Genomic DNA, 19,013 nt, shown 5'->3' with positions numbered 1-19,013 from the left:
ATAAAAATTTTATAAATTGATTATGTTAAATTTAATATTATCGTTTAATCTTATTAGTATTGCGCTTTATACGATCCCATGATTGAAGGTGAAAAATGATGTCTATTCGCAAACGTCTCTTTTTTTCTAATGCCCTAATGGTAGTCACACCGATTGTCATGTTTGTTCTCTACTTTATTTTACTTCATTTATTTTTTGATAATGATTTACGATACCTGTCCAATAGTTTTCACGGAGAGCCGAAAACGGCACAACAAAAGGGAAAAGAACAGAGGGTATTCACCCAACTTCAAAAAGTAGCGTCTCTCAACGCAGAACAATTATTAAACGTATCATATCTTGATAAAATAGCCAGTAGCCTTAATGGTGAACAAGCAGGTCTTATTATTCGTCATGGCAACACAATTATTTATACTTCCGATGATGTTGAAAAAGTCTCACAACATACCTTGCCTGAGTTTGGAAACGAAGGTTATACTCCTGTAACATGGCTAGGCCATGAACAATATGAAATAAGTCAGCATGACTTTTTCTTTAAAGATGGATCAGAAGGCTCTATTTTTGTTATAAAAAAAGGTGAAGCGTTTTATAAATTCGCTCGAAAGTTTTTTCCTTTAATTATATTTGGGGTAATTGGGATAGTTGTTACCACAAATATTGTTCTTTCTTACATTGTATCGCGGGGGATTCTTAAACCTGTACATCAGTTATCCTGGGCTGCTGATCAAGTGAAACAAGGCAACTTAGATTTTCATATGGAGTCAACCAAGAAGGATGAGCTAGCAAAGCTTGTGAATACTTTCGAAAATATGCGTGCGAAATTAAAAGAAGGAATAGAGCTCAGAGATAGATATGAGCGCAATCGAAAGGAGCTCATTGCGAATATTTCCCATGATTTAAAAACACCGATGACGTCAATTCGTGGGTATGTCGAGGGAATAAAGGATGGTGTAGCAGATACAAAAGGAAAACTTGAACAGTATTTAGAGACGATTCAGACGAAATCAGAATATATGGATCGCTTAATTGATGAATTATTTCTTTATTCAAAGCTTGATCTAAATAGGCTTCCTTTTCATTTTGAAAAGGTGGATCTCTTAGGTTTTATGAAAGATTATGTTGAAGAAATAAGACTTGAATTAGTAGGGAAAAATGTTCAGCTTTCTTTGGTGTCTGAACCTGTTCACGTCAAAGTGCCATTAGATAGAGATAAGCTCATTCGCGTGCTAAACAATATTATTTATAATAGTGTGAAGTATAACGATAAAGAGGAGAGCCTCATTCAATTGGCTATAACAGAGGAAAAACAAAGGGTAAAAGTGACTCTTTCTGATAATGGTCCAGGTGTCTCTCAAGAGGCTTTGGCGCACATTTTTACCCGTTTTTATAGAAGTGACCCCGCTCGACAGGCAGATACAGGTGGGAGTGGCCTGGGGCTTGCCATTGCAGAACAGATTATAAAAGCGCACGGAGGTGCGATTTGGGCTGAGAATAATCCAGGTGGAGGACTAAGGATTTCTTTTACCCTTCAAAAATCAGAGACAAAAGGTGAGGAAAATGAAAAAGATATTAATCATTGAGGATGATTTAAGCATTGCTGAATTAGAGCGGGATTATTTGGAGATTGCTGGTTTTTCTGTGGATATTGCTTTAGATGGAAGAAGGGGTCTGGAGAGCATAAAGAAAAATGATTTTCAGCTTATTTTACTAGATCTTATGTTGCCTGAAATCAATGGGTTGGATTTATGCGCGCAAATACGGAGGATAAAAGATATACCGATATTAATGGTAACAGCGAAAAATGACGATCTAGATAAGGTCAAAGCCTTTGGGTTAGGCGCCGATGATTATATTGTTAAACCCTTTAGCCCAAGAGAATTGGTTGCTCGCGTACAAGCACATATCACAAGATACGAGCGCTGGAATCAAAAAAATGAACCTGATGATATGATTCAAATCCGGGAGCTGTCGATTCAGCGTGCTTCCCGAAAGGTTTATATAGGAGATAAAGAAGTTTTTCTTACCGTTAGGGAATTTGACTTACTCGTATTCTTGGCCATTCATCCCAATATTGTTTTTAGCAAAGAGGATCTTTTTGAAAGGATTTGGGGGCTTGATGCAATGGGAGATACGGCCACGGTTACAGTCCATGTGAAAAAGATTCGTGAAAAGGTTGAGTCTGATCCCGCCCATCCTCAGTTTATTGAAACTGTCTGGGGTGCCGGCTATAGATTTAGAGGTTAGTTTATAAAACCACTTTTTGAGTGGTTTTTATTTATATGATCAGAATTTTTAAGTTGAATTCTTATGGGTGTCCTTTTTTGGACGTCGATAGAGTAGATGGTGTTGATCTTCACTCCAGAACGCTTGCTTTCCTCGGGCACGGCCTCAGCTAATTTTGGAATGGTTTATCTGTGTTTTCCAAAATGGATCTTCGGACACGTGCTATTCCCGAAGGAGTCTCGCGTCTTCCGTTCCAATCAACTGTGGTGCGCGACGCTGCCTTTGGTAAAAAACTTTTTTCATTGTTTTAATAAGGACCGGGCATGCTTTCGCCCGGTTTTTCTTAGCAATTGATGGCTACTCATCATTTATTCCAGTGGGTATGAAGATCATAATAATATTTTTTGTTTATAAAGACTTAAGAATTGCTTTATTAGGTGTTTAGAAATGCAGTATAAAATATGAGTTGTAGGAAGTTTGAGTAGGAGGTGTTAAGCGTCATAGTGAAGCCGAATGAAGGGAGTAGGAGAGATGAGTGATCAATCTATAGTGACGCTGAGGAAATACTTCAGAGGTCTTTTGGCTGGGGTAGCCTGGCTCATGTTAATTTGCGTCATTATTCAAGTCCTTTTAGCAGGGATAGCGTTATTTGTTCAAATAGGGAAGTGGGATTATCATGAAAGTTTTATTCATTATTTCACCCTAGTTCCACTATTGATGCTTTTTCTATCATTATTAGCTAAAGTGCCCAAGGGTATAAAATGGCATTGTCTAGGGTTGTTTCTTATGATTATGTTGCAATATATCACTGTGAGCTTAAGTGATGCTGCTCCTTATTTGACAGCTTTGCATCCTGTGCTTGCATTGGTTTTATTTTGGGAGTCACTCGTAATCGCACAGGGAGCTACAAAATTATTAAAAAGTCCCGTGAATAAAAGATAGGAGGGTTATAAAAATGCATCATTGGGGATGTTTTCCGCCTTTTGGATTCTTGTTTTTCTTAATCATTATCGGTTTTTTTATAACTAATATGATCATTTGGCGCCGAAGGAGAAATGGGTTGTGTTCAAATACAGCTTATCAGAATACGGCCCAAAGGATCTTACAAAAGCGATTAGCTTCAGGAGAAATTGATGTTCAGGAATATAAAGCGTTGAGGGACGTTTTGGATTCAAATCCTATCGGCAAAAGAGATAAATAAACGACCTTGATGGAGAAGAAACCAAACTCATTAATTAAATAAGAGATAAGAGGTTAAAAGCGCAAGAGTTATAGCAAAAGCCACCTTTCCTTTATGGAAAAGTGGCTTGATCAATTTTGGTATGTAAAAACTGTAAATATGTTCATGGTCGGGATGACAGGATTTGAACCTGCGACCTCAACAACCCCATTGTTGCGCTCTACCAAGCTGAGCCACATCCCGAAAGAGTCAAAGAAAAGAGCCCTTTTGAGCAGTGGGCTCTGTCAATAACAATACGATTTTTTTTAATTTATGTCAATAGTTTTGCACGATCTTTTCATGACGTAAGAGTGAATCTTAAGCGTTCTTTGTTTTGACTTTCCCGGTCCATTTTTTAAATCCACCTTTTAATACATAAAGCTCCTTACAGCCTTGCTTCTTAAGCATTGCCGCTGCTCGAGTGCTTCTCATACCGTTTTGACAATAGAGGTAAACGGGCTTATCCTTTCGCACTTCGCCTTTTCGCATTTTCATTTGAGTCATTGGGAGATTTCTAGCCCCTAATATATGCCCATTATCAAATTCATTGGGCTCGCGAACATCGATGAGCTGAGCTTTGCGATAGCCTTTGATAAATTCTTCTTGTGTGAGTGTTTTTAAATACGTTCTTTGATAGAGCATTTTACCGATGGTGTAACCGATAAAGATCACAATAATAGCGATTAAAATTAGCCATTGCCACAACATTCTGTCTCAGGACCCCTTTAATTCATTCTTCTTAATCAATCTCTATTCCTCTTTTTATATATTATAACCTTCGAGCCAGATACTTTTCAAATGAAAAATAGATTATTCTTTTTCATGAAGAATCATAGAAAAAATCAAGAGATAAATTAGTCGGTTTTCATTTGTTTTGGCGTTAATTTCTCAAAATCTCTTCAAATTTCGTCGGATATTAACGAATTCCACTCTTGACATTTCATTTAATTTTTGATCGACTATACAATATGTTGGAGAATGATAAAAATACAACACTATATATTGTGTTTTGCTTAAATTAGAGCTACAATAAGAGACAGATGAACACAAACAACAATGATCGACATACATAAAGCGGTTGTTTACTAGTTTTGAGAGGTCAAAAGGGTGGACTTTGATTAGCTTCTTTTTTGTGGACTTTCTTTTAGTAAGACATCGACTGTTTTAATTTCATGGAGGAGGAGAATGAATGAGTGTGGTAACTAAGACACAAATCAATGTGAATACTGAGGAGTTAAATCAAGATATCGCTGAATTCCCGCAAGTTTTTCCCATTACAAATGATATGACGATTACGAAATCAGGGGTATCTCGCCTGGTAATGTTAGATCGTTATGCGTTTAAAGATACAGAAAAGAAGACCATTAAACCCGGTGACTTTGTGGTCTTGACGGTGAAGTCAGATCCGAAATTTCCCGCAAGAGGTCTAGGGAAAATTCAAGAGATACACTGGGAAACTAACGAAGCGACTGTTTTGGTTGACGAGGAGTATCGTCATGTCTTAGAAGAGGATGAGCAAGAGACAGGGCTTATTCGTCGCTCCCTTGATATTATAGACAAGCCTCTTGAAGTTTTTTATGAGCAGATTGCTAAACGAAATGCCAAGGGCTTAGCTGCTGTAGAAAAGACAGAGGAAAAACGCAAGGAATCCTTCAAAAAGTTCTATGAACAGCTCGTTTCTATGAACTTTGTCCCAGCTGGACGTGTGTTATACGGTGCTGGTGCCGATACAGAAGTGACTTATTTTAACTGTTATGTCATGCCTTATGTTAAAGATTCTCGTGAGGGCATTGCCGAACATCGTAAGAAGGTTATGGAAATCATGTCACGTGGAGGTGGTGTGGGAACGAATGGTTCAACGCTTCGCCCGCGTAATACCTTGGCAAGAGGAGTTAACGGTAAATCTTCAGGCTCAGTTTCCTGGCTTGATGATATTGCAAAATTAACCCATTTAGTTGAACAAGGCGGCTCAAGACGCGGGGCACAAATGATCATGCTCGTTGATTCCCACCCTGATATTATCGAATTCATCATCTCAAAAATGCAAAATCCACGTATTTTGCGCTATCTCATCGAAAATTCGCAAGATGAGCAGATTCGTAGCCTAGCGAAAGACAAATTAAAGTTTACACCATTAAGTCCGTCAGAAATTGACATGTATCAAGGGATTGTCAATTATAAGCATATTCCTGGTCAAGGTGGCTTCACAGACAAGGTGTTTAAAGAAGCAGAATTAAAGCTGCGCGAGGGTGGCCATTATTCTGTGAATAACTCTGAATTTTTAACAGGGGCAAATATCTCTGTGTGTTTAACGAAGGACTTTATGGATGCAGTAGAGAACGACGGTGACTTTGCGTTGCGTTTCCCAGATGTGGAGCACTATTCTCCAGAAGAAATGGAGATTTACAATAATGAGTGGCACGAATGTGGAGATGTAAGAGAATGGGAAGCCAAAGGGTTTGCAGTGCGGACCTATCGTACAATTAAAGCGCGTGAACTTTGGAATCTTATTAATGTATGTGCGACTTATTCAGCAGAGCCGGGTATCTTCTTTATCGATAATGCTAACGAAAAAACGAACGCCAAAGCATACGGTCAAAAAGTTGTAGCCACAAATCCATGTGGTGAACAACCTTTAGCACCATACTCTGTTTGTAACTTAGCAGCGGTGAACTTAGCTGAAATGGCTGATAAAGAAAACAAATGCGTTAACTTTGAGAAATTGAAAGAAACCGTTGCAGTGGGTGTCCGTATGCAGGACAATGTCATCGATGCAACGCCTTATTTCCTTGAAGAAAATCGTATTCAAGCCCTTGGCGAACGCCGCGTGGGTCTTGGTGTGATGGGTCTTCATGATTTGCTGATTTATTGTGAAACCGAATATGGTTCTGAAGAAGGCAATAAGCTTGTTGATAAAATCTTTGAAACGATTGCTACGACAGCCTATCGCGTATCGGTAGAATTAGCAAAAGAAAAAGGCAGCTTCCCATTCCTAGAAGGAAAAACTGCTAAAGAACAACAGCAATTACGCGAAAACTTCATCAATACAGGTTATGTTGAGAGTTTACCTGAAGATATTCGTGAAGCTATTTTAACTCATGGGATCCGAAATTCTCATTTATTAACTGTGGCACCTACTGGGTCAACGGGGACAATGGTTGGTGTCTCAACAGGTCTTGAACCTTACTTCTCCTTCTCTTATTTCAGAAGTGGCCGCTTAGGAAAGTTCATTGAAGTGAAGGCAGACATCGTGAGTGAATATCTAGAAGCGCATCCTGAAGCCGATGCAGATAATCTTCCGCACTGGTTCGTCACAGCTATGGAACTCTCTCCTGAGGCTCATGCAGATACTCAATGCGTCATTCAACGTTGGGTGGATAGTTCGATCAGTAAGACAGTAAATGCACCAAAAGGTTATACGGTTGACCAAGTGAAGAAAGTGTATGAGCGTCTCTTTAAAGGGGGAGCCAAGGGGGGAACTGTCTACGTAGACGGCAGTCGTGATGCTCAAGTATTGACCTTGAAAGCAGAAGATAATGCTTTCGATGATGAAGCAGAAGTCAATGATACCCCACAAGAAGACAGGAAGGCCAAAGTCGTCCTCGTGGATACGATTAATGAATTAGATAAAACCAATGTCACATATGGTTCAGAAGTCGGCGATACGTGTCCGGTTTGTAGACAAGGGACGGTTGAAGAATTAGGTGGCTGTAATACGTGCACGAATTGTAATGCACAACTGAAATGTGGACTATAAGCACCTATTGCAAGGATGGATGTGGATTTGAATAAAGTCGTACCGTTTATAAAAAAGATGTACCGTTTAAAATAAAGTTGTACTGTTTATAAAAAGTTGCACCGTTATACCCCTTTGGATAAAATTATCTAAAGGGGTATTTTTTATGTCCAAAACAAAACGATTATCTCAAATTGAGAAGTGGATTAAAGAAGATCGAGGTTCTGGAATTGATTCAGATTATAAACCGTGGATAAGAATTCAAGATGTATCCTCGTTAGGTCGCTCCCACCGTTTAAAAGGTATAAAATAAAAAGAAAGCATGAATTTTTGTCAGATTTAGAACGAAACTACTTTTACTTATCTGAATACCCAGATTTTGTTGTTGGTATTAGAGAACAATTTCCTTTATTGCCGTTGGAAGAAACAATTGTCACTGCAGATGAGTTAGGTATTAAACATCCTACTGATCCTAAAACAAGTGAACCAATTGTGATGACAACGGATTTTTTATTAACAATTAATAATGGACAAGGTGTATTTGAAGGCTCGTACAATTAAAATGAAGGATGAATTATTAAAAGAGCTTATACTTGAAAAGTTTGAGATTGAACGTGAGTATTGGCATCGAAAAGAAATTGATTGGGGTATCGTAACAGAAGAAGAAATACCTAAAACAATGGCAAGAAGCACCAGTTATATTCACGATTACGATGCATTTCGTGAAATGAATGCACTGATGCTAGTCTAAATAGTAGACACAGATTGTTATAATAAATTTATCAACTATAACAGGGTATGTCTATATGGCAAGAGGCAGGGAATTCGAGGGAGCAATTAAAATTGAAACAGTAAAGTATATAAGTGTAAAAAATAAGCCCGTAGCTCAAGTAGCTAGAGAAGTGGGCGTGAACGCGAATACTTTACATGGTTGGATGAAGAATATGGCCCACAGCCAGAGATAAAGGCTGTAAAATCTTCTCCCTCAGAAGCAGCTGAATTGAGAGCTTTTTAGAAGGAAATCGTGATCGCAAGGAGGAAAATGAAATTTTAAATAAGACGATGCACTACTTTGCGAAAAGCCTTCGGTAAAATATGAATTTATTCATGAAAATCGCTCCCGATTCCGAGAGGAGAAGATGTGAAAAGTCCTGGGAGTTTCCAAAAGTCGCTACTTTAAATGGTTAAACTGGCCAAAAAGTAAACCGGCAGAAATAACATGAGAAATTATCACAAGAGATCCTACACAAGCGCATGGTTTTGACAATGGCTTGCTCAAATGATACTATAAACATAACGTTAACGTAATGTTTGGGGGATGAGCGATGAATGGCCGCATGCGGATAGGTGAATTGACGGAACGAGCCGGAGTGACTCCGCGCACCGTTCGATATTATGAAAGCATTGGATTGATCCCTCCAGGAGAGCGTGAAGGCCAAGGGCAACACTATTACACAGAGGAGACGCTCGCACGCCTAAGGAAAATTAACCAGTTAAAGAAGCTTAGACTTAGCCTTGATGAAATTCGGGACGTTATCGATTTCTATTTCATTGATCCTAGTGGCGTACAGGCTAAACAGAAAGTGCTCGTTGTTCTGCGCCAACATCTCGCTGAAGTAGATCAGAAGATCAGAGAGTACCAGCAATTTCGTGCTGAGTTAGAGGATCATATTGAACGTTTTGAGCGCTGGTTAGAAGAAAAAAAACCTCGATAGGTTTTTTTTTACCCAAAACATAACGTTAACGTAATGTTTTTAAACCAACTAATTCAGGAGGATTGATGCAAATGAGTGAAATGATCGGATTTATTGGACTTGGTAATTTGGGTCTCCCTGTGGCGTCCAATCTTTTAAATGCTGGGTATGCACTCCGGGTGTATAACCGGACTGCAAGCAAAGCGGAACCACTGGTTGCTGAGGGGGCGCAACAGGTGAACCGACCGACTGACGCCGTGACAACCGGTGGAATTGTTGTAACTCTTTTATGGGATGATGCGGCTCTGGAAAGCATTGTGACAAGTCCGGGATTTTTAGGACAACTGGGACCAGATGGGATCCATATTTCTATGAGTACAGTGATGCCAGAAACAGCAAAGAAACTTGCAGCCATGCACGCACAACATGGCAGTGCCTACGTTGAGGCTCCCATTTTTGGGAGACCTGAAGCAGCGGCTGCCAAAAAGCTTTGGATTCCTTTTGCAGGGTCGCAGCAAGCTAAGAAACGAGTCCAACCCCTTCTAAAAGCGATGGGAGGACAGGGTATCTTCGATTTTGGGGAGGAGGTCGGAGCGGCAACGCTTGTCAAGCTCTTGGGAAACTTCTTGCTTTCTTCTGCTTCATATTCTCTAAGGGAAGCACTTACGATATCTGAGAAAAACGGTGTCGATCCAAAAGCCGTCGTCGATATGCTGACACAAACGTTGTTTCCTGCTCCGATTTATCAAAGCATTGGAAATAGGATTGCCGAGAAAAAAGAGGCAAATCAGAGTGAGATACCACTGAAGGATGTTGGTCTTTTGAAAAAGACAGCACAACAGGTGGAGTCACCTACACCGATCTCAAGTCTTTTACACGATCTCTTAAGAACTGATTTGGAATAAAGTTTGTTCAAACTTCAAAAAAACGTTGTGCCGTTAAAGGGCGCGATTGTTGAACAACTTAGATAGGAAATGATCAAACTTTTTTATAAAAATTGAACAATACTTCACAAAGAAAGAGCCCATTTTGATCAATCTTTTTTTCAAAATAGGTTCTTCTTATTTATCATAAAATACGGGTTTGTGAGGTATTTTTGATCAAACTTTCTTTCAAATCAACAATGGATGTGGATTTGAAAGAAGCCGTGATGTTATTAAAAAGATTGTGAAGAAATGCCTCTTTGGATTTTATGATCTGAAGAGGTACTTTTTACGTTTAAAAGAAGGAGAATATGCAGGTTTTTTCTTTTCTTTAGTGCGAAAAGAGAACCCAGAATTCTCGAATCTGGGTTCTTGGGACAACATACATAATAGAAGCAAAAAAAGCGTGATTGAAACAATGCACGCTCTTTGATATTTAGATTAGTTTCTTAGGCATCACTATTTTTCTAAATCAGCCCTTTAAGTCGTTTCCTATCTTCTTTAGGGGGAAAGCCGAACATCCGTGAGTATTCTCTGCTGAATTGAGTTGGACTTTCATAGCCAACCCGAAATGCTGCATCTGCGACGTCCGTTGACTCGGATATTATTAGACGTCGGGCCTCCTGAAGCCTCAACTGTTTTTGAAATTGAATGGGACTCATGGTGGTTATATCTTTAAAATGTCTGTGGAATGATGGGACACTCATCTTGGCGAGATCTGCCAGATCCTCAATACGAAAAGAGTCATGAAAATGCTGCAGGATGTATTGGATTGCGTTTTGGATATGAATGGATGATCCCCTATCAGTGATTATTTTTTTAATGAACCACCATGCTCACTATGCAATGTTTTGTATAATATTTCTTTTGTATAGAGTGGTGCAAGTACAGGAATATCGACTGGTTTATCGAGCAAACGAACAAGCCTTACAACAGCATCTAACATGGATACATCTAGCTTGGCAGCGTCCTTACCACGTTTAGCTATTTTTTTGGAGGTTACCTTAAATTCCTCAAGACTTAATAACTCAAAAATAAGGCTTGGAGTAAATTCAATTTTACATGATAAGTTGGGGACTTCAGAGGATGCTCCAAGTGCTTCAAAGATAATGGGTAAATCCATTGATGTTACAAAGTAATTTGATGGATCATACCTAAAGCGATCACCACCAAGGATTACATCCTTTGAGCCCTGAACGACTATACCGATCGAAGGGTTATAGAGTCCATAGGGAGGTCCAGCTAAGGTGGAGTAATGAGAGGTCGAATAACGAGAGAAGCCAAGGTATGGAATTTTTGTAGGCTGATAGCCGTCCCTGTCAGTATGACGATCAATGAGTTCAGCAAGCTCATTTTGTAAGTGATTGATTTGGTCAAACATAAAATCCTCCTAAATAACTTTTGTTCTTAACCCCTCATTCTAATGTATGCCCCTTCTCAGTTAAAGCTAGGTGATAGAATTAGGCAACAATTTAAAACAATTATGCAAGGAACGCAGTAATAGGGGCTTCTGAGTTAAATAATAATAAGAACACAATGCCAGGACAAACTTGAATAATTGGTCCAAGAACTTACCGATTTACCAAGTACTTAGAATTTTATCAAATACATAGTTTTTATTTTTATTAATTTGAATTTATTAGTCGTTCTTCACCTATTCATTGTGAAAAATTAGTGGTTGCATTAGTATAAGAACAATTAATCGATTATAAGGCTTAAGGATTCTTCAATCATCTGGAAATATTATTGATTCACCATAACAAAATCATCAAACTTTATTTAAAAGCAACATGGAGAGCGTTATCTCCATCCTTGTATTTTTTGAGCTTGTTTCATCATGACTTGTCATTCAATTTTTTCTGGTGTATGATTTTTATAGTATGGTTATTACATAGGGCAAACTTACGAACATTTCAATAGATGTTGGGACAGGTTCTAGAGAAAATAGGGGGGAAATGCATGCTGCCGACACCCAGTATGGAAGATTATATTGAGCGAATTTATTTACTCATCGAAGACAAGGGATACGCACGTGTTTCAGATATCGCTGAGGCTTTAGCAGTACATCCTTCCTCCGTGACCAAAATGATTCAAAAGTTGGATAAAGACGATTATCTTGTCTATGAAAAATATAGAGGGTTTGGACTGACGCCAAAAGGAAAGAAGTTAGGAAAAAGATTGGTTTATCGCCATGAATTACTTGAGGACTTTTTAAAAGTCATAGGAGTCAATCAAGAGCATATCTATGAGGATGTCGAGGGCATCGAGCATCATCTCAGTTGGGATGCAATTGATCGCATTGGTGACCTCGTGCAGTATTTTGAAGAAGACCCAGGTCGAGCAAAGGATTTGGAGAATATTCAGCTTAAGAACAAGGAAGATGCTTAAGCATAGGTTAAAACCGTGATTCACGGTTTTTTTCTATGTTTAGAAATTTTTATAGAAAAATTAATAAGTTTGTTTAGTGTGAAAAAGCGGACAGTATCGATAATAAATAGTAAAAGATCCGTGGCATAAGTAGAAGGAAATTGCGACGTAACTATTAAGCTAAGAGTTCACAAGTGATTACTGCTTGCTTATGGTGTGGATTTGAGCTTCAGGTCGCTCGCTTTCCTCGGGCACGGCCTCAGTGGTGGGGTGTCCGTGAGGAGGCTGAAGACGTGCCCACGGAAAGCGAAGTATTCTGCTGAAGCGGTAATTTAGCACCAAATAAAGTAAGGTATGAGATGCCAACGCCGATCGAATTTACGTCGCAATCTATAGCTATTCAGACTTTTATAACTTGAAGAGGGTTGTTCTTTGAAACATATGGTCTAAATTTCTCCTTTTACAACTAAAATAGCAATGGAACCTTATTGTGAATGATGGCCGAATAGGTTGTATCGCTAGGGGAGGGATGATGGTGTGGATTGACGGTGTGTTTTCTGGGGGCGGTGTCAAAGCTTTTGCCTTTGTGGGAGCGTATGAAGTGGCAGAGGAAGCGGGCTTTAAATTTCGACGGGTTGCAGGCACGAGTGCTGGCTCGATTATCGCGGCCTTTATTGCGGCGGGCTACAACAGTAAAGAAATTTTCAAACTCATGGAAGAAATGCACCCTTCGATCTTTCTTGACCAGTCGAAAATGATTTATCATTTTCCATTTATTAAATGGCTAACCTTGTATTGGCGAATGGGTTTATATAAAGGGAATAAGTTTGAAGCGTGGCTAAAAGAGGTTTTAAAAGCCAAAGGTGTCGAACGATTTAGCGACCTTCCTCCAGACTCATTAAAAATCATTGCCTCTGACTTATCTAGAGGAAAGATGGTTGTAATCCCTGATGATCTCGTCTATTATGGCATTCATCCAGAAAATTTTTCAGTGGCACGAGCCATTCGAATGAGCTGTAGTTTACCCTTTTTCTTTGAGCCGACAACCTTGTTTAATAAAAAGAGTGAGAAGTGCATTATTGTTGACGGAGGCGTTTTGAGTAATTTTCCTGTGTGGCTGTACGATGAAGAAAATCAATTACCTCTGCGCCCTTTTTTGGGATTTCAGCTAAGCTCAAGAGCAGATTTTTATGTATCTCGCCGGATTAAAAATGCTTTTGATCTTTTTCACGGTTTATTTACGACGATGAAGGAGGCTCATGACGCGAAGTACATTTCGAAGTATGCCGCCTCAAACATTGTCTTTTTACCGGTTGAGAATATTGAAACTGCTAATTTCAAGCTTTCAAAAGAAGAAATCGACAAGCTGGTGGCAATTGGCAGGAAGCGTACAAAGAAATTTTTAAAGCATTGGACTTATTAATCTCCCTGTAAAATTTGAACACTTGAGAATGACAAGCCTAAAATTTAACATACGGCAATAAAAAAAACGACAAGAACACAAACTTGTCGTTTTTTTATTCTAGAAAGAAAAGTTTTTTTCTCCGTCGTTTTTTTCCGTCAATCACAGTAAGATGATTGGTGGCACGTTTATGCGACTTAGTTACCGGAGTTGTTTTACGCACAGATTGAGATTGAATCACTTGTAAGTGGGCAGGTCTTGATGGAGAACGTTCTTTGTCTTTGGCTCTTTTTTTTGTTTGTTTGACTGCACGACGATACCTCGCATAATCCTTTGGGGATTTTCGAAGATAAAGTCTATAAATAAAATAAATAACACCAGCAACAACAGCGATGATCAAAAGATTTTTAACTAAAGAGACAGGGTTGGAAATCAACATACTTAATAAACCGATAGCACCAAATGACAGGATGAGATAGAAAATGATAGTCCACGATTTCTTCACGTTCATGACACCTCCTAGTCAGCTGTTTTATTTCTAACTTATGACACTATGCTTCTCTTTAATGTACCCATTTTCTCGATCCTTCATCTCATTAAACGCTGCAATAGCAACTTCGATCTGCTCAGCATCAGGCTCTTTTGTTGTGAGTAATTGTAGCCATAGGCCAGGATACCCTAACCAACGTAGGACAGGAATGCCTCTCAACTTATTTGTGCCTTGTAAGACTTCATATGCAATACCTAAATCCACAGGGATGAGAAGGATTCGGGACACGACTCTTAACCAAAGGGGGTGAATAGGCACAAGGAAATATAAAAAAATACTTATAACTGCAGTGAAAAGAATAAAACTACTTCCACATCGATAATGAAGACGGGAATTCTTTTTTACATTTTCAACGGTCAGTAGCTGATCGTTTTCAAAAGTATTAATCACTTTATGCTCGGCACCGTGATATTGAAACAGTCGTTTGACCATAGGTGTTAAAGATATAAAGTAAATATAGCCAAAAATCAATAACAGCTTAAAGAAACCTTCAAGAAGAATTTGAGCGACATAACCAGGAAAAATAAAGGTAAGCGCCTCTGCTAGAAAAGTAGGGACAAGGGTTAAAATGAACTTTCCAAATAAAAAGGATAGGACAGCAAGAACGCTGACACCAAGGATCATCGCCCATTTTCCTTTTTCCTCAACAGTGTCTTCTATGTGGTCAGTGTCGTCAGCAGGATCAACATCATATTTTTCTGAAGCAAAATTCAAATGTTTTGTCCCAAGGATGCTTGAATCTAATATCCCTACGATCCCTCTCACAAAGGGAATCTTTTTTAATGCATTTATTAAAGGTTTTTGTTCTTTTCTTACTTCATAGTATTCAAGGGTACCATCTTTTCTACGAATAGCAGTAACAGTGGTATGTCTACCACCCATCATGACCCCTTCTATCACAGCTTGACCACCGTAAATAGGTCGTTTTTCCAATCGGAATCACCAACTCACTTTAATGTTTCCTTTTATTTTACTAGAAAAACATGAAAGACACTAGAGAGAGACGATATATTTATTCATTTCCCTTAATTTCAAAAATATACACCTATAAATAAAAGTAAGTTTTTTGGAGAAAACATCGTTTTAGATGAAAATATCAGCTTCTTCTGGGTCATACTAACTTTTGGAGGTGAAATCGTGAGCAAACAATCGCAGTCAGAACATAAGAAAAACCAAAGAAAAATCATTACTTACATTCGGGTCGCCATCATTGGTATTTTTGGTGGGGGGATATGGAGTTTGCTTGGCTTCGTCTTTTATACCTTGAACTTTTCAAAATTCGGCCCTGCCCTTATACTCGCGCCTTTTCCCGCTTATCATTGGAAAGAATCGGTTGGAAAACAGTTTTTGGGTATTTTGCTCATCTGTATCGTCTCTATTTTTATAGCATTTGCGTATAAACTTACTCTGTCGAGGATCAAAAATCTATGGATTAGTGTCGGATTTGGCTTAGTGCTTTGGGTGATTGTCTTTTACATACTTCAGCCGTGGATTAGCGGGTTAGACCCAGTAACTGAGCTTGGGAAAAATACAATATCGACAACGCTTTGCTTATATGCACTTTATGGACTCTTTGTGGGGTACTCTATCTCATTCGATATCAACAGCCATGAGGATGAAGATACTGACTACTCAAACGAATAAGGCTATGGTAGAATGTTGAAGTGGAATACTTTCTGGGAATAGGGTGACCGCCGATGCATCATTACTTAGTGATTAATGGTCCTAATCTTAATGCGTTAGGACAAAGAGAGCCGGGCATTTATGGAGTGCAGACATTAAAAGACCTTGAAAAAGGGTTAATTGACTTTGCAAGCCAAAATAATTTTACCGTAACGTGTTGTCAGAGTAATTATGAAGGGGAGATTATTGGATGGATACAACAAGCCGCTTCCCAGTATCAAGGAATTGTCATTAATCCAGGCGCTTTTACGCATTATAGCTATGCGATCCGAGACGCTTTATCTGGGCAAAGCCTTCCTGTTGTGGAAGTTCATATATCCAATATTCATACGAGAGAGCCTTTTAGACATCAATCGGTAACCGCACCGGTTGTCTCAGGGCAAATTGTTGGACTTGGATTTCAAGGCTACCGATTAGCCTTAAGGTATTTAGAGGAAACACTCCTTAACCATAATGACTTAGGTGAATGATTAAGGTAAAATTAGGACGATAAGGGCGTTTTCAAAAACAATATTTTGTTTAACATTTTTGAGCTCATCTTTTTGAAAACCTCTTAAAAAATCGGTCTTCACTCCCAGGGTGAAAGGGGAAAATATACATGATTTCAGTTAATGATTTTCGAACAGGATTAACCATCCAAGTGGATGATGGGATATGGTCCGTATTGGAGTTCCAACACGTTAAGCCAGGTAAAGGAGCGGCATTCGTTCGTTCAAAATTACGTAACCTACGCACAGGTTCAATTCAAGAAAAAACGTTCCGTGGCGGAGAAAAAGTGGAACGAGCACACATTGAGAACCGTAAAATGCAATATCTTTATGCCAATGGTAATCAACATACGTTTATGGACTTAGAGTCCTATGAACAGATTGAATTGAACGAGAATCAAATTCAAGATGAACTCCGATTTCTTAAGGAAAATATGGAAGTTCATATTCAAACGTTTGAGGGTGAAACCCTTGGTGTTGAACTTCCAAATACTGTTCAGTTAGAAGTAACTGAAACAGAACCTGGAATTAAAGGGGATACGGCTTCAGGTGGAACAAAACCAGCCATTCTTGAAACGGGCTATACCGTTCAAGTGCCTTTCTTTGTTAACCAAGGGGACGTTCTTAATATTGATACAAGAACGGGTGCCTATATCTCTCGTGCTTAATTTTATATTAAAGTTAAAAGAACTTGGCCATTTTGCCAAGTTCTTTTTTTAGGTGCGCAATTTAGAACTTTGCGGAAGCCCTTCTAAGTGCAACTTAAGCTTACCTCAATTGTTTTCCTTCTTTTTCCTCTCAGTTTATTGTTCTATTGAATCTCTTCACTCTTCTATTATTTCTAGTAAAAGAAAAGCATAAAGTGTACAAGCGCGCATATATTGGTGATAAAGAAAACCCCCCTCGGGGCCACAAGCCTTTGAGACAAGCTGGGGAGTATAAGACCAGTCAGGCTTCAGAATGTAGATATGAACAAGCGCAAAACAAAAAGTAAGAAAAAGGGTGAGGTTTTAATGGAAGAAGTGTTAGCCCTTTTACCAGAGCATGTCTGTGAGAGTATGCAAAAACAATCAATACAACATCTAGAGGCTTTAGAAGAAATTAGGTTACGCATTGGCCGACCTATTGAATTGATTATGGGGACCGACATCCTTTTTTTAGATAAGGATCATCCTTTTACGTTTAACGATGCGAGACAATTATTAGGAAAGCTTAGCGATTATTCCCTATATACGCTTGAAGAGGAATTGAGGCGGGGGTATATCACGATTAAAGGGGGGCATAGGGTCGGACTTGCCGGAAAGGTTGTTACCGATGATGGTCAAGTGAAGCTGATCCGTGACGTTGCTTCATTTAATATCCGTATCGCGAGACAGAAAATAGGGGCCGCTCGAGCAATGATTCCGAAATTGTTAAAACAATCGCGCTGGTTTAATACACTTCTTATTGGCCCTCCGCAAACCGGGAAAACGACATTGCTCCGAGATATTGCAAGAATAGCAAGTATTGGAGAAGGTGCTGCCCCTCTTACTAAGGTCGGGATAGTGGACGAGCGCTCAGAAATAGCTGGCTGTGTAAAAGGCGTTCCGCAAAATGATTTTGGCGTTCGGGTGGATGTTCTTGATGCGTGTCCGAAAGCAGAGGGCATGATGATGCTTATCCGTTCCATGAGTCCAGAACTCTTGATTGTTGATGAAATAGGGCGAAAAGAGGATACCGAAGCGCTTTTAGAGGCACTTAATGCCGGGGTCAGCGTCATTGCAAGCGCACACGCCTTCAGTTACGAGCAACTCTTAACACGTCCTAATCTCAAACCCTTAATGGAGCACCGATTGTTTGATCGTTATGTTGTTTTATCCAGACGGAGAGGACCGGGTGGGGTAGAACACATCTACAATGCTGAAGGGAAACCACTACAGACGGTAAGCGAGTTGAGACTTTCATGAAGATCATTGGTTCACTACTTATTATCTTGGCTTCAACCGCGATAGGGCGCCTATTTGCAAAAGGATATAGAGAACGCCCCCGACAATTAAGACAATTACGATCGGCTTTACAAGCGTTAGAAACTGAAATTACCTATAGTCTCACACCCATAAGTGAAGCTGCGGCTCGATTAGCGGGGCAAATGCCCAAACCTATAAATCAATTTTTCGTTTTGTTACAAGAACAGTTAAAAAATAAGCAACGTCTCTCCTTACAGGAGGCTTGGAATGCAACGATGACTCAATTTTGGCCGTACACTGCCTTGAAAAAGAATGAACAAGAAATTATGAAACAATTTGGCACCACTTTAGGCCTTTCAGATAGAGAAAATCAGCAAAAACAAATTCATTTAGCCTTAACGCATCTTGAACGCGAAGAGATAGAAGCGCGTGAGGCGCAAGCGACCTATGAAAAGTTACTTAATACGATGGGCTTTTTAGCGGGGATCTTGGTCGTTTTAGTGCTTTTTTAGAGCGATCCATTTTATATAAATGGCTGAGTATCGGGTGGATAGATAAGGAGAGGAAGGACCATGTCGTTAGACGTCAATACAATTTTTCAAATTGCGGGGATTGGCATCATTGTTGCCATGATACAGACAGTACTGAAACAAATGGGAAAAGACGATTGGGCCCAATGGGTGACCTTAATTGGATTTGTCGTCATTCTTTATATGGTTGCTTCCTTAATCGGAGATTTATTTGACAAGATCAAGGACGTTTTTTTGTTTCAAGGGTAGGAG

20 protein-coding genes, 1 tRNA gene and 1 pseudogene are annotated in these 19,013 nt (G+C 39.3%); 16 read left to right on the top strand and 6 right to left on the bottom strand.

Annotation, left to right across the window (positions count from 1 at the left end; translation table 11 throughout):
- Positions 1-95 precede the first annotated feature (95 nt).
- From IEV91_RS07315 to IEV91_RS07300, 4 genes are all read left to right on the top strand, one after another.
- Complete coding sequence (locus tag IEV91_RS07315) at positions 96-1,580, top strand: sensor histidine kinase (protein ID WP_188496768.1); 1,485 nt, start codon at positions 96-98, stop codon at positions 1,578-1,580.
- Entirely contained in the window at positions 1,558-2,244 is a 687-nt protein-coding gene (locus IEV91_RS07310) for a response regulator transcription factor (RefSeq protein ID WP_188496767.1), read from the top strand. The genes IEV91_RS07315 and IEV91_RS07310 overlap by 23 nt, the downstream gene beginning before the upstream one ends.
- 510 nt (positions 2,245-2,754) lie before the next feature.
- Positions 2,755-3,165, top strand: a complete 411-nt coding sequence (locus tag IEV91_RS07305; RefSeq protein ID WP_188496766.1) for a DUF6220 domain-containing protein — start codon at positions 2,755-2,757, stop codon at positions 3,163-3,165.
- Between the two features lie 13 nt (positions 3,166-3,178).
- Complete coding sequence (locus IEV91_RS07300) at positions 3,179-3,424, top strand: hypothetical protein (protein WP_188496765.1); 246 nt, start codon at positions 3,179-3,181, stop codon at positions 3,422-3,424.
- Between the two features lie 145 nt (positions 3,425-3,569).
- Here IEV91_RS07300 and IEV91_RS07295 read toward each other — a convergent pair.
- Positions 3,570-3,646: transfer RNA gene (locus tag IEV91_RS07295), tRNA-Pro, on the bottom strand.
- A 114-nt stretch (positions 3,647-3,760) separates the two neighbouring features.
- Positions 3,761-4,084 carry a rhodanese-like domain-containing protein gene (locus IEV91_RS07290; protein WP_373284407.1) on the bottom strand — a complete coding sequence of 108 codons (324 nt, stop codon included), beginning with the start codon at positions 4,082-4,084 and terminating at the stop codon, positions 3,761-3,763.
- A gap of 547 nt (positions 4,085-4,631) precedes the next feature.
- On the opposite strand from IEV91_RS07290, the gene IEV91_RS07285 reads away from it, so the two are divergent.
- From IEV91_RS07285 to IEV91_RS07265, 4 genes and pseudogenes are all read left to right on the top strand, one after another.
- Positions 4,632-7,199 (top strand): vitamin B12-dependent ribonucleotide reductase, encoded by a 2,568-nt coding sequence (locus IEV91_RS07285; protein WP_188496763.1) that lies wholly within the window; start codon positions 4,632-4,634, stop codon positions 7,197-7,199.
- Between the two features lie 145 nt (positions 7,200-7,344).
- Positions 7,345-7,923 (top strand): annotated as a pseudogene (locus tag IEV91_RS21975) (TnsA endonuclease N-terminal domain-containing protein); the annotation flags it as partial.
- A 580-nt stretch (positions 7,924-8,503) separates the two neighbouring features.
- A complete protein-coding gene (locus tag IEV91_RS07270) occupies positions 8,504-8,893 on the top strand; it encodes a MerR family transcriptional regulator (protein ID WP_188496761.1) in 390 nt (129 codons plus the stop codon).
- A 71-nt stretch (positions 8,894-8,964) separates the two neighbouring features.
- Positions 8,965-9,777: an NAD(P)-dependent oxidoreductase gene (locus IEV91_RS07265; RefSeq protein WP_188496760.1), complete on the top strand. Its 813-nt coding sequence runs from the start codon at positions 8,965-8,967 to the stop codon at positions 9,775-9,777.
- A 485-nt stretch (positions 9,778-10,262) separates the two neighbouring features.
- Here IEV91_RS07265 and IEV91_RS21970 read toward each other — a convergent pair whose 3' ends face one another.
- Complete coding sequence (locus IEV91_RS21970; RefSeq protein ID WP_308420019.1) at positions 10,263-10,502, bottom strand: helix-turn-helix domain-containing protein; 240 nt, start codon at positions 10,500-10,502, stop codon at positions 10,263-10,265.
- Positions 10,503-10,606: 104 nt separating this feature from the next.
- Positions 10,607-11,176 (bottom strand): AraC family transcriptional regulator, encoded by a 570-nt coding sequence (locus IEV91_RS21965; RefSeq protein WP_308420018.1) that lies wholly within the window; start codon positions 11,174-11,176, stop codon positions 10,607-10,609.
- A 581-nt stretch (positions 11,177-11,757) separates the two neighbouring features.
- On the opposite strand from IEV91_RS21965, the gene mntR reads away from it, so the two are divergent.
- On the top strand, positions 11,758-12,183 hold the full coding sequence (gene mntR, locus IEV91_RS07255; RefSeq protein WP_188496812.1) for a transcriptional regulator MntR: 426 nt from the start codon (positions 11,758-11,760) through the stop codon (positions 12,181-12,183).
- Between the two features lie 508 nt (positions 12,184-12,691).
- Positions 12,692-13,585, top strand: a complete 894-nt coding sequence (locus IEV91_RS07250) for a patatin-like phospholipase family protein (RefSeq protein WP_239541160.1) — start codon at positions 12,692-12,694, stop codon at positions 13,583-13,585.
- A 94-nt stretch (positions 13,586-13,679) separates the two neighbouring features.
- Here IEV91_RS07250 and IEV91_RS07245 read toward each other — a convergent pair whose 3' ends face one another.
- Together IEV91_RS07245 and IEV91_RS07240 are read right to left on the bottom strand one after the other, a co-directional pair.
- Entirely contained in the window at positions 13,680-14,069 is a 390-nt protein-coding gene (locus IEV91_RS07245; RefSeq protein ID WP_188496759.1) for an SA1362 family protein, read from the bottom strand.
- 33 nt (positions 14,070-14,102) lie between these two features.
- Entirely contained in the window at positions 14,103-14,999 is an 897-nt protein-coding gene (locus IEV91_RS07240; protein WP_188496810.1) for a DUF1385 domain-containing protein, read from the bottom strand.
- 252 nt (positions 15,000-15,251) lie between these two features.
- Here IEV91_RS07240 and IEV91_RS07235 point away from each other — a divergent pair, with 252 nt between their 5' ends.
- From IEV91_RS07235 to spoIIIAC, 6 genes are all read left to right on the top strand, one after another.
- Positions 15,252-15,758 (top strand): YqhR family membrane protein, encoded by a 507-nt coding sequence (locus tag IEV91_RS07235; protein ID WP_188496758.1) that lies wholly within the window; start codon positions 15,252-15,254, stop codon positions 15,756-15,758.
- A 53-nt stretch (positions 15,759-15,811) separates the two neighbouring features.
- The gene (gene aroQ, locus IEV91_RS07230; protein WP_188496757.1) at positions 15,812-16,267 is read left to right on the top strand and encodes a type II 3-dehydroquinate dehydratase; all 456 of its coding nucleotides are present in this window, start codon (positions 15,812-15,814) and stop codon (positions 16,265-16,267) included.
- Positions 16,268-16,395: 128 nt separating this feature from the next.
- Entirely contained in the window at positions 16,396-16,953 is a 558-nt protein-coding gene (gene efp / locus IEV91_RS07225) for an elongation factor P (RefSeq protein WP_188496756.1), read from the top strand.
- Between the two features lie 345 nt (positions 16,954-17,298).
- The gene (gene spoIIIAA / locus IEV91_RS07220; RefSeq protein WP_188496755.1) at positions 17,299-18,231 is read left to right on the top strand and encodes a stage III sporulation protein AA; all 933 of its coding nucleotides are present in this window, start codon (positions 17,299-17,301) and stop codon (positions 18,229-18,231) included.
- Positions 18,228-18,743 carry a stage III sporulation protein SpoIIIAB gene (spoIIIAB, locus tag IEV91_RS07215; RefSeq protein ID WP_188496754.1) on the top strand — a complete coding sequence of 172 codons (516 nt, stop codon included), beginning with the start codon at positions 18,228-18,230 and terminating at the stop codon, positions 18,741-18,743. Before spoIIIAA ends, spoIIIAB begins: the two co-directional genes overlap by 4 nt.
- Positions 18,744-18,803: 60 nt before the next feature.
- Positions 18,804-19,010: a stage III sporulation protein AC gene (spoIIIAC, locus tag IEV91_RS07210; RefSeq protein ID WP_188496753.1), complete on the top strand. Its 207-nt coding sequence runs from the start codon at positions 18,804-18,806 to the stop codon at positions 19,008-19,010.
- The last annotated feature ends 3 nt before the right edge of the window (positions 19,011-19,013 follow it).

Source organism: Pullulanibacillus pueri, from assembly GCF_014639255.1.
Taxonomy (GTDB): Bacteria; Bacillota; Bacilli; order Bacillales; family Sporolactobacillaceae; genus Pullulanibacillus; species Pullulanibacillus pueri.
Note: the sequence above shows the minus strand (reverse complement) of the source record. Positions and strands in the feature narration are given on the sequence as shown.

Excerpts from the sequence above, each read along its gene's own strand:
- spoIIIAB (WP_188496754.1), top strand. The coding sequence starts at position 18,228 with ATGAAGATCATTGGTTCACTACTTATTATCTTGGCTTCAACCGCGATA.
- spoIIIAC (WP_188496753.1), top strand. The coding sequence starts at position 18,804 with ATGTCGTTAGACGTCAATACAATTTTTCAAATTGCGGGGATTGGCATC.
- IEV91_RS07270 (WP_188496761.1), top strand. The coding sequence starts at position 8,504 with ATGAATGGCCGCATGCGGATAGGTGAATTGACGGAACGAGCCGGAGTG.
- IEV91_RS21970 (WP_308420019.1), bottom strand. The coding sequence starts at position 10,502 with ATGAGTGTCCCATCATTCCACAGACATTTTAAAGATATAACCACCATG.
- IEV91_RS07265 (WP_188496760.1), top strand. The coding sequence starts at position 8,965 with ATGAGTGAAATGATCGGATTTATTGGACTTGGTAATTTGGGTCTCCCT.
- IEV91_RS07240 (WP_188496810.1), bottom strand. The coding sequence starts at position 14,999 with ATGATGGGTGGTAGACATACCACTGTTACTGCTATTCGTAGAAAAGAT.
- IEV91_RS07285 (WP_188496763.1), top strand. The coding sequence starts at position 4,632 with ATGAGTGTGGTAACTAAGACACAAATCAATGTGAATACTGAGGAGTTA.
- IEV91_RS21965 (WP_308420018.1), bottom strand. The coding sequence starts at position 11,176 with ATGTTTGACCAAATCAATCACTTACAAAATGAGCTTGCTGAACTCATT.
- IEV91_RS07290 (WP_373284407.1), bottom strand. The coding sequence starts at position 4,084 with ATGCTCTATCAAAGAACGTATTTAAAAACACTCACACAAGAAGAATTT.
- IEV91_RS07310 (WP_188496767.1), top strand. The coding sequence starts at position 1,558 with ATGAAAAAGATATTAATCATTGAGGATGATTTAAGCATTGCTGAATTA.
- IEV91_RS07300 (WP_188496765.1), top strand. The coding sequence starts at position 3,179 with ATGCATCATTGGGGATGTTTTCCGCCTTTTGGATTCTTGTTTTTCTTA.
- IEV91_RS07250 (WP_239541160.1), top strand. The coding sequence starts at position 12,692 with ATGATGGTGTGGATTGACGGTGTGTTTTCTGGGGGCGGTGTCAAAGCT.
- efp (WP_188496756.1), top strand. The coding sequence starts at position 16,396 with ATGATTTCAGTTAATGATTTTCGAACAGGATTAACCATCCAAGTGGAT.
- spoIIIAA (WP_188496755.1), top strand. The coding sequence starts at position 17,299 with ATGGAAGAAGTGTTAGCCCTTTTACCAGAGCATGTCTGTGAGAGTATG.
- aroQ (WP_188496757.1), top strand. The coding sequence starts at position 15,812 with ATGCATCATTACTTAGTGATTAATGGTCCTAATCTTAATGCGTTAGGA.
- IEV91_RS07315 (WP_188496768.1), top strand. The coding sequence starts at position 96 with ATGATGTCTATTCGCAAACGTCTCTTTTTTTCTAATGCCCTAATGGTA.
- IEV91_RS07305 (WP_188496766.1), top strand. The coding sequence starts at position 2,755 with ATGAGTGATCAATCTATAGTGACGCTGAGGAAATACTTCAGAGGTCTT.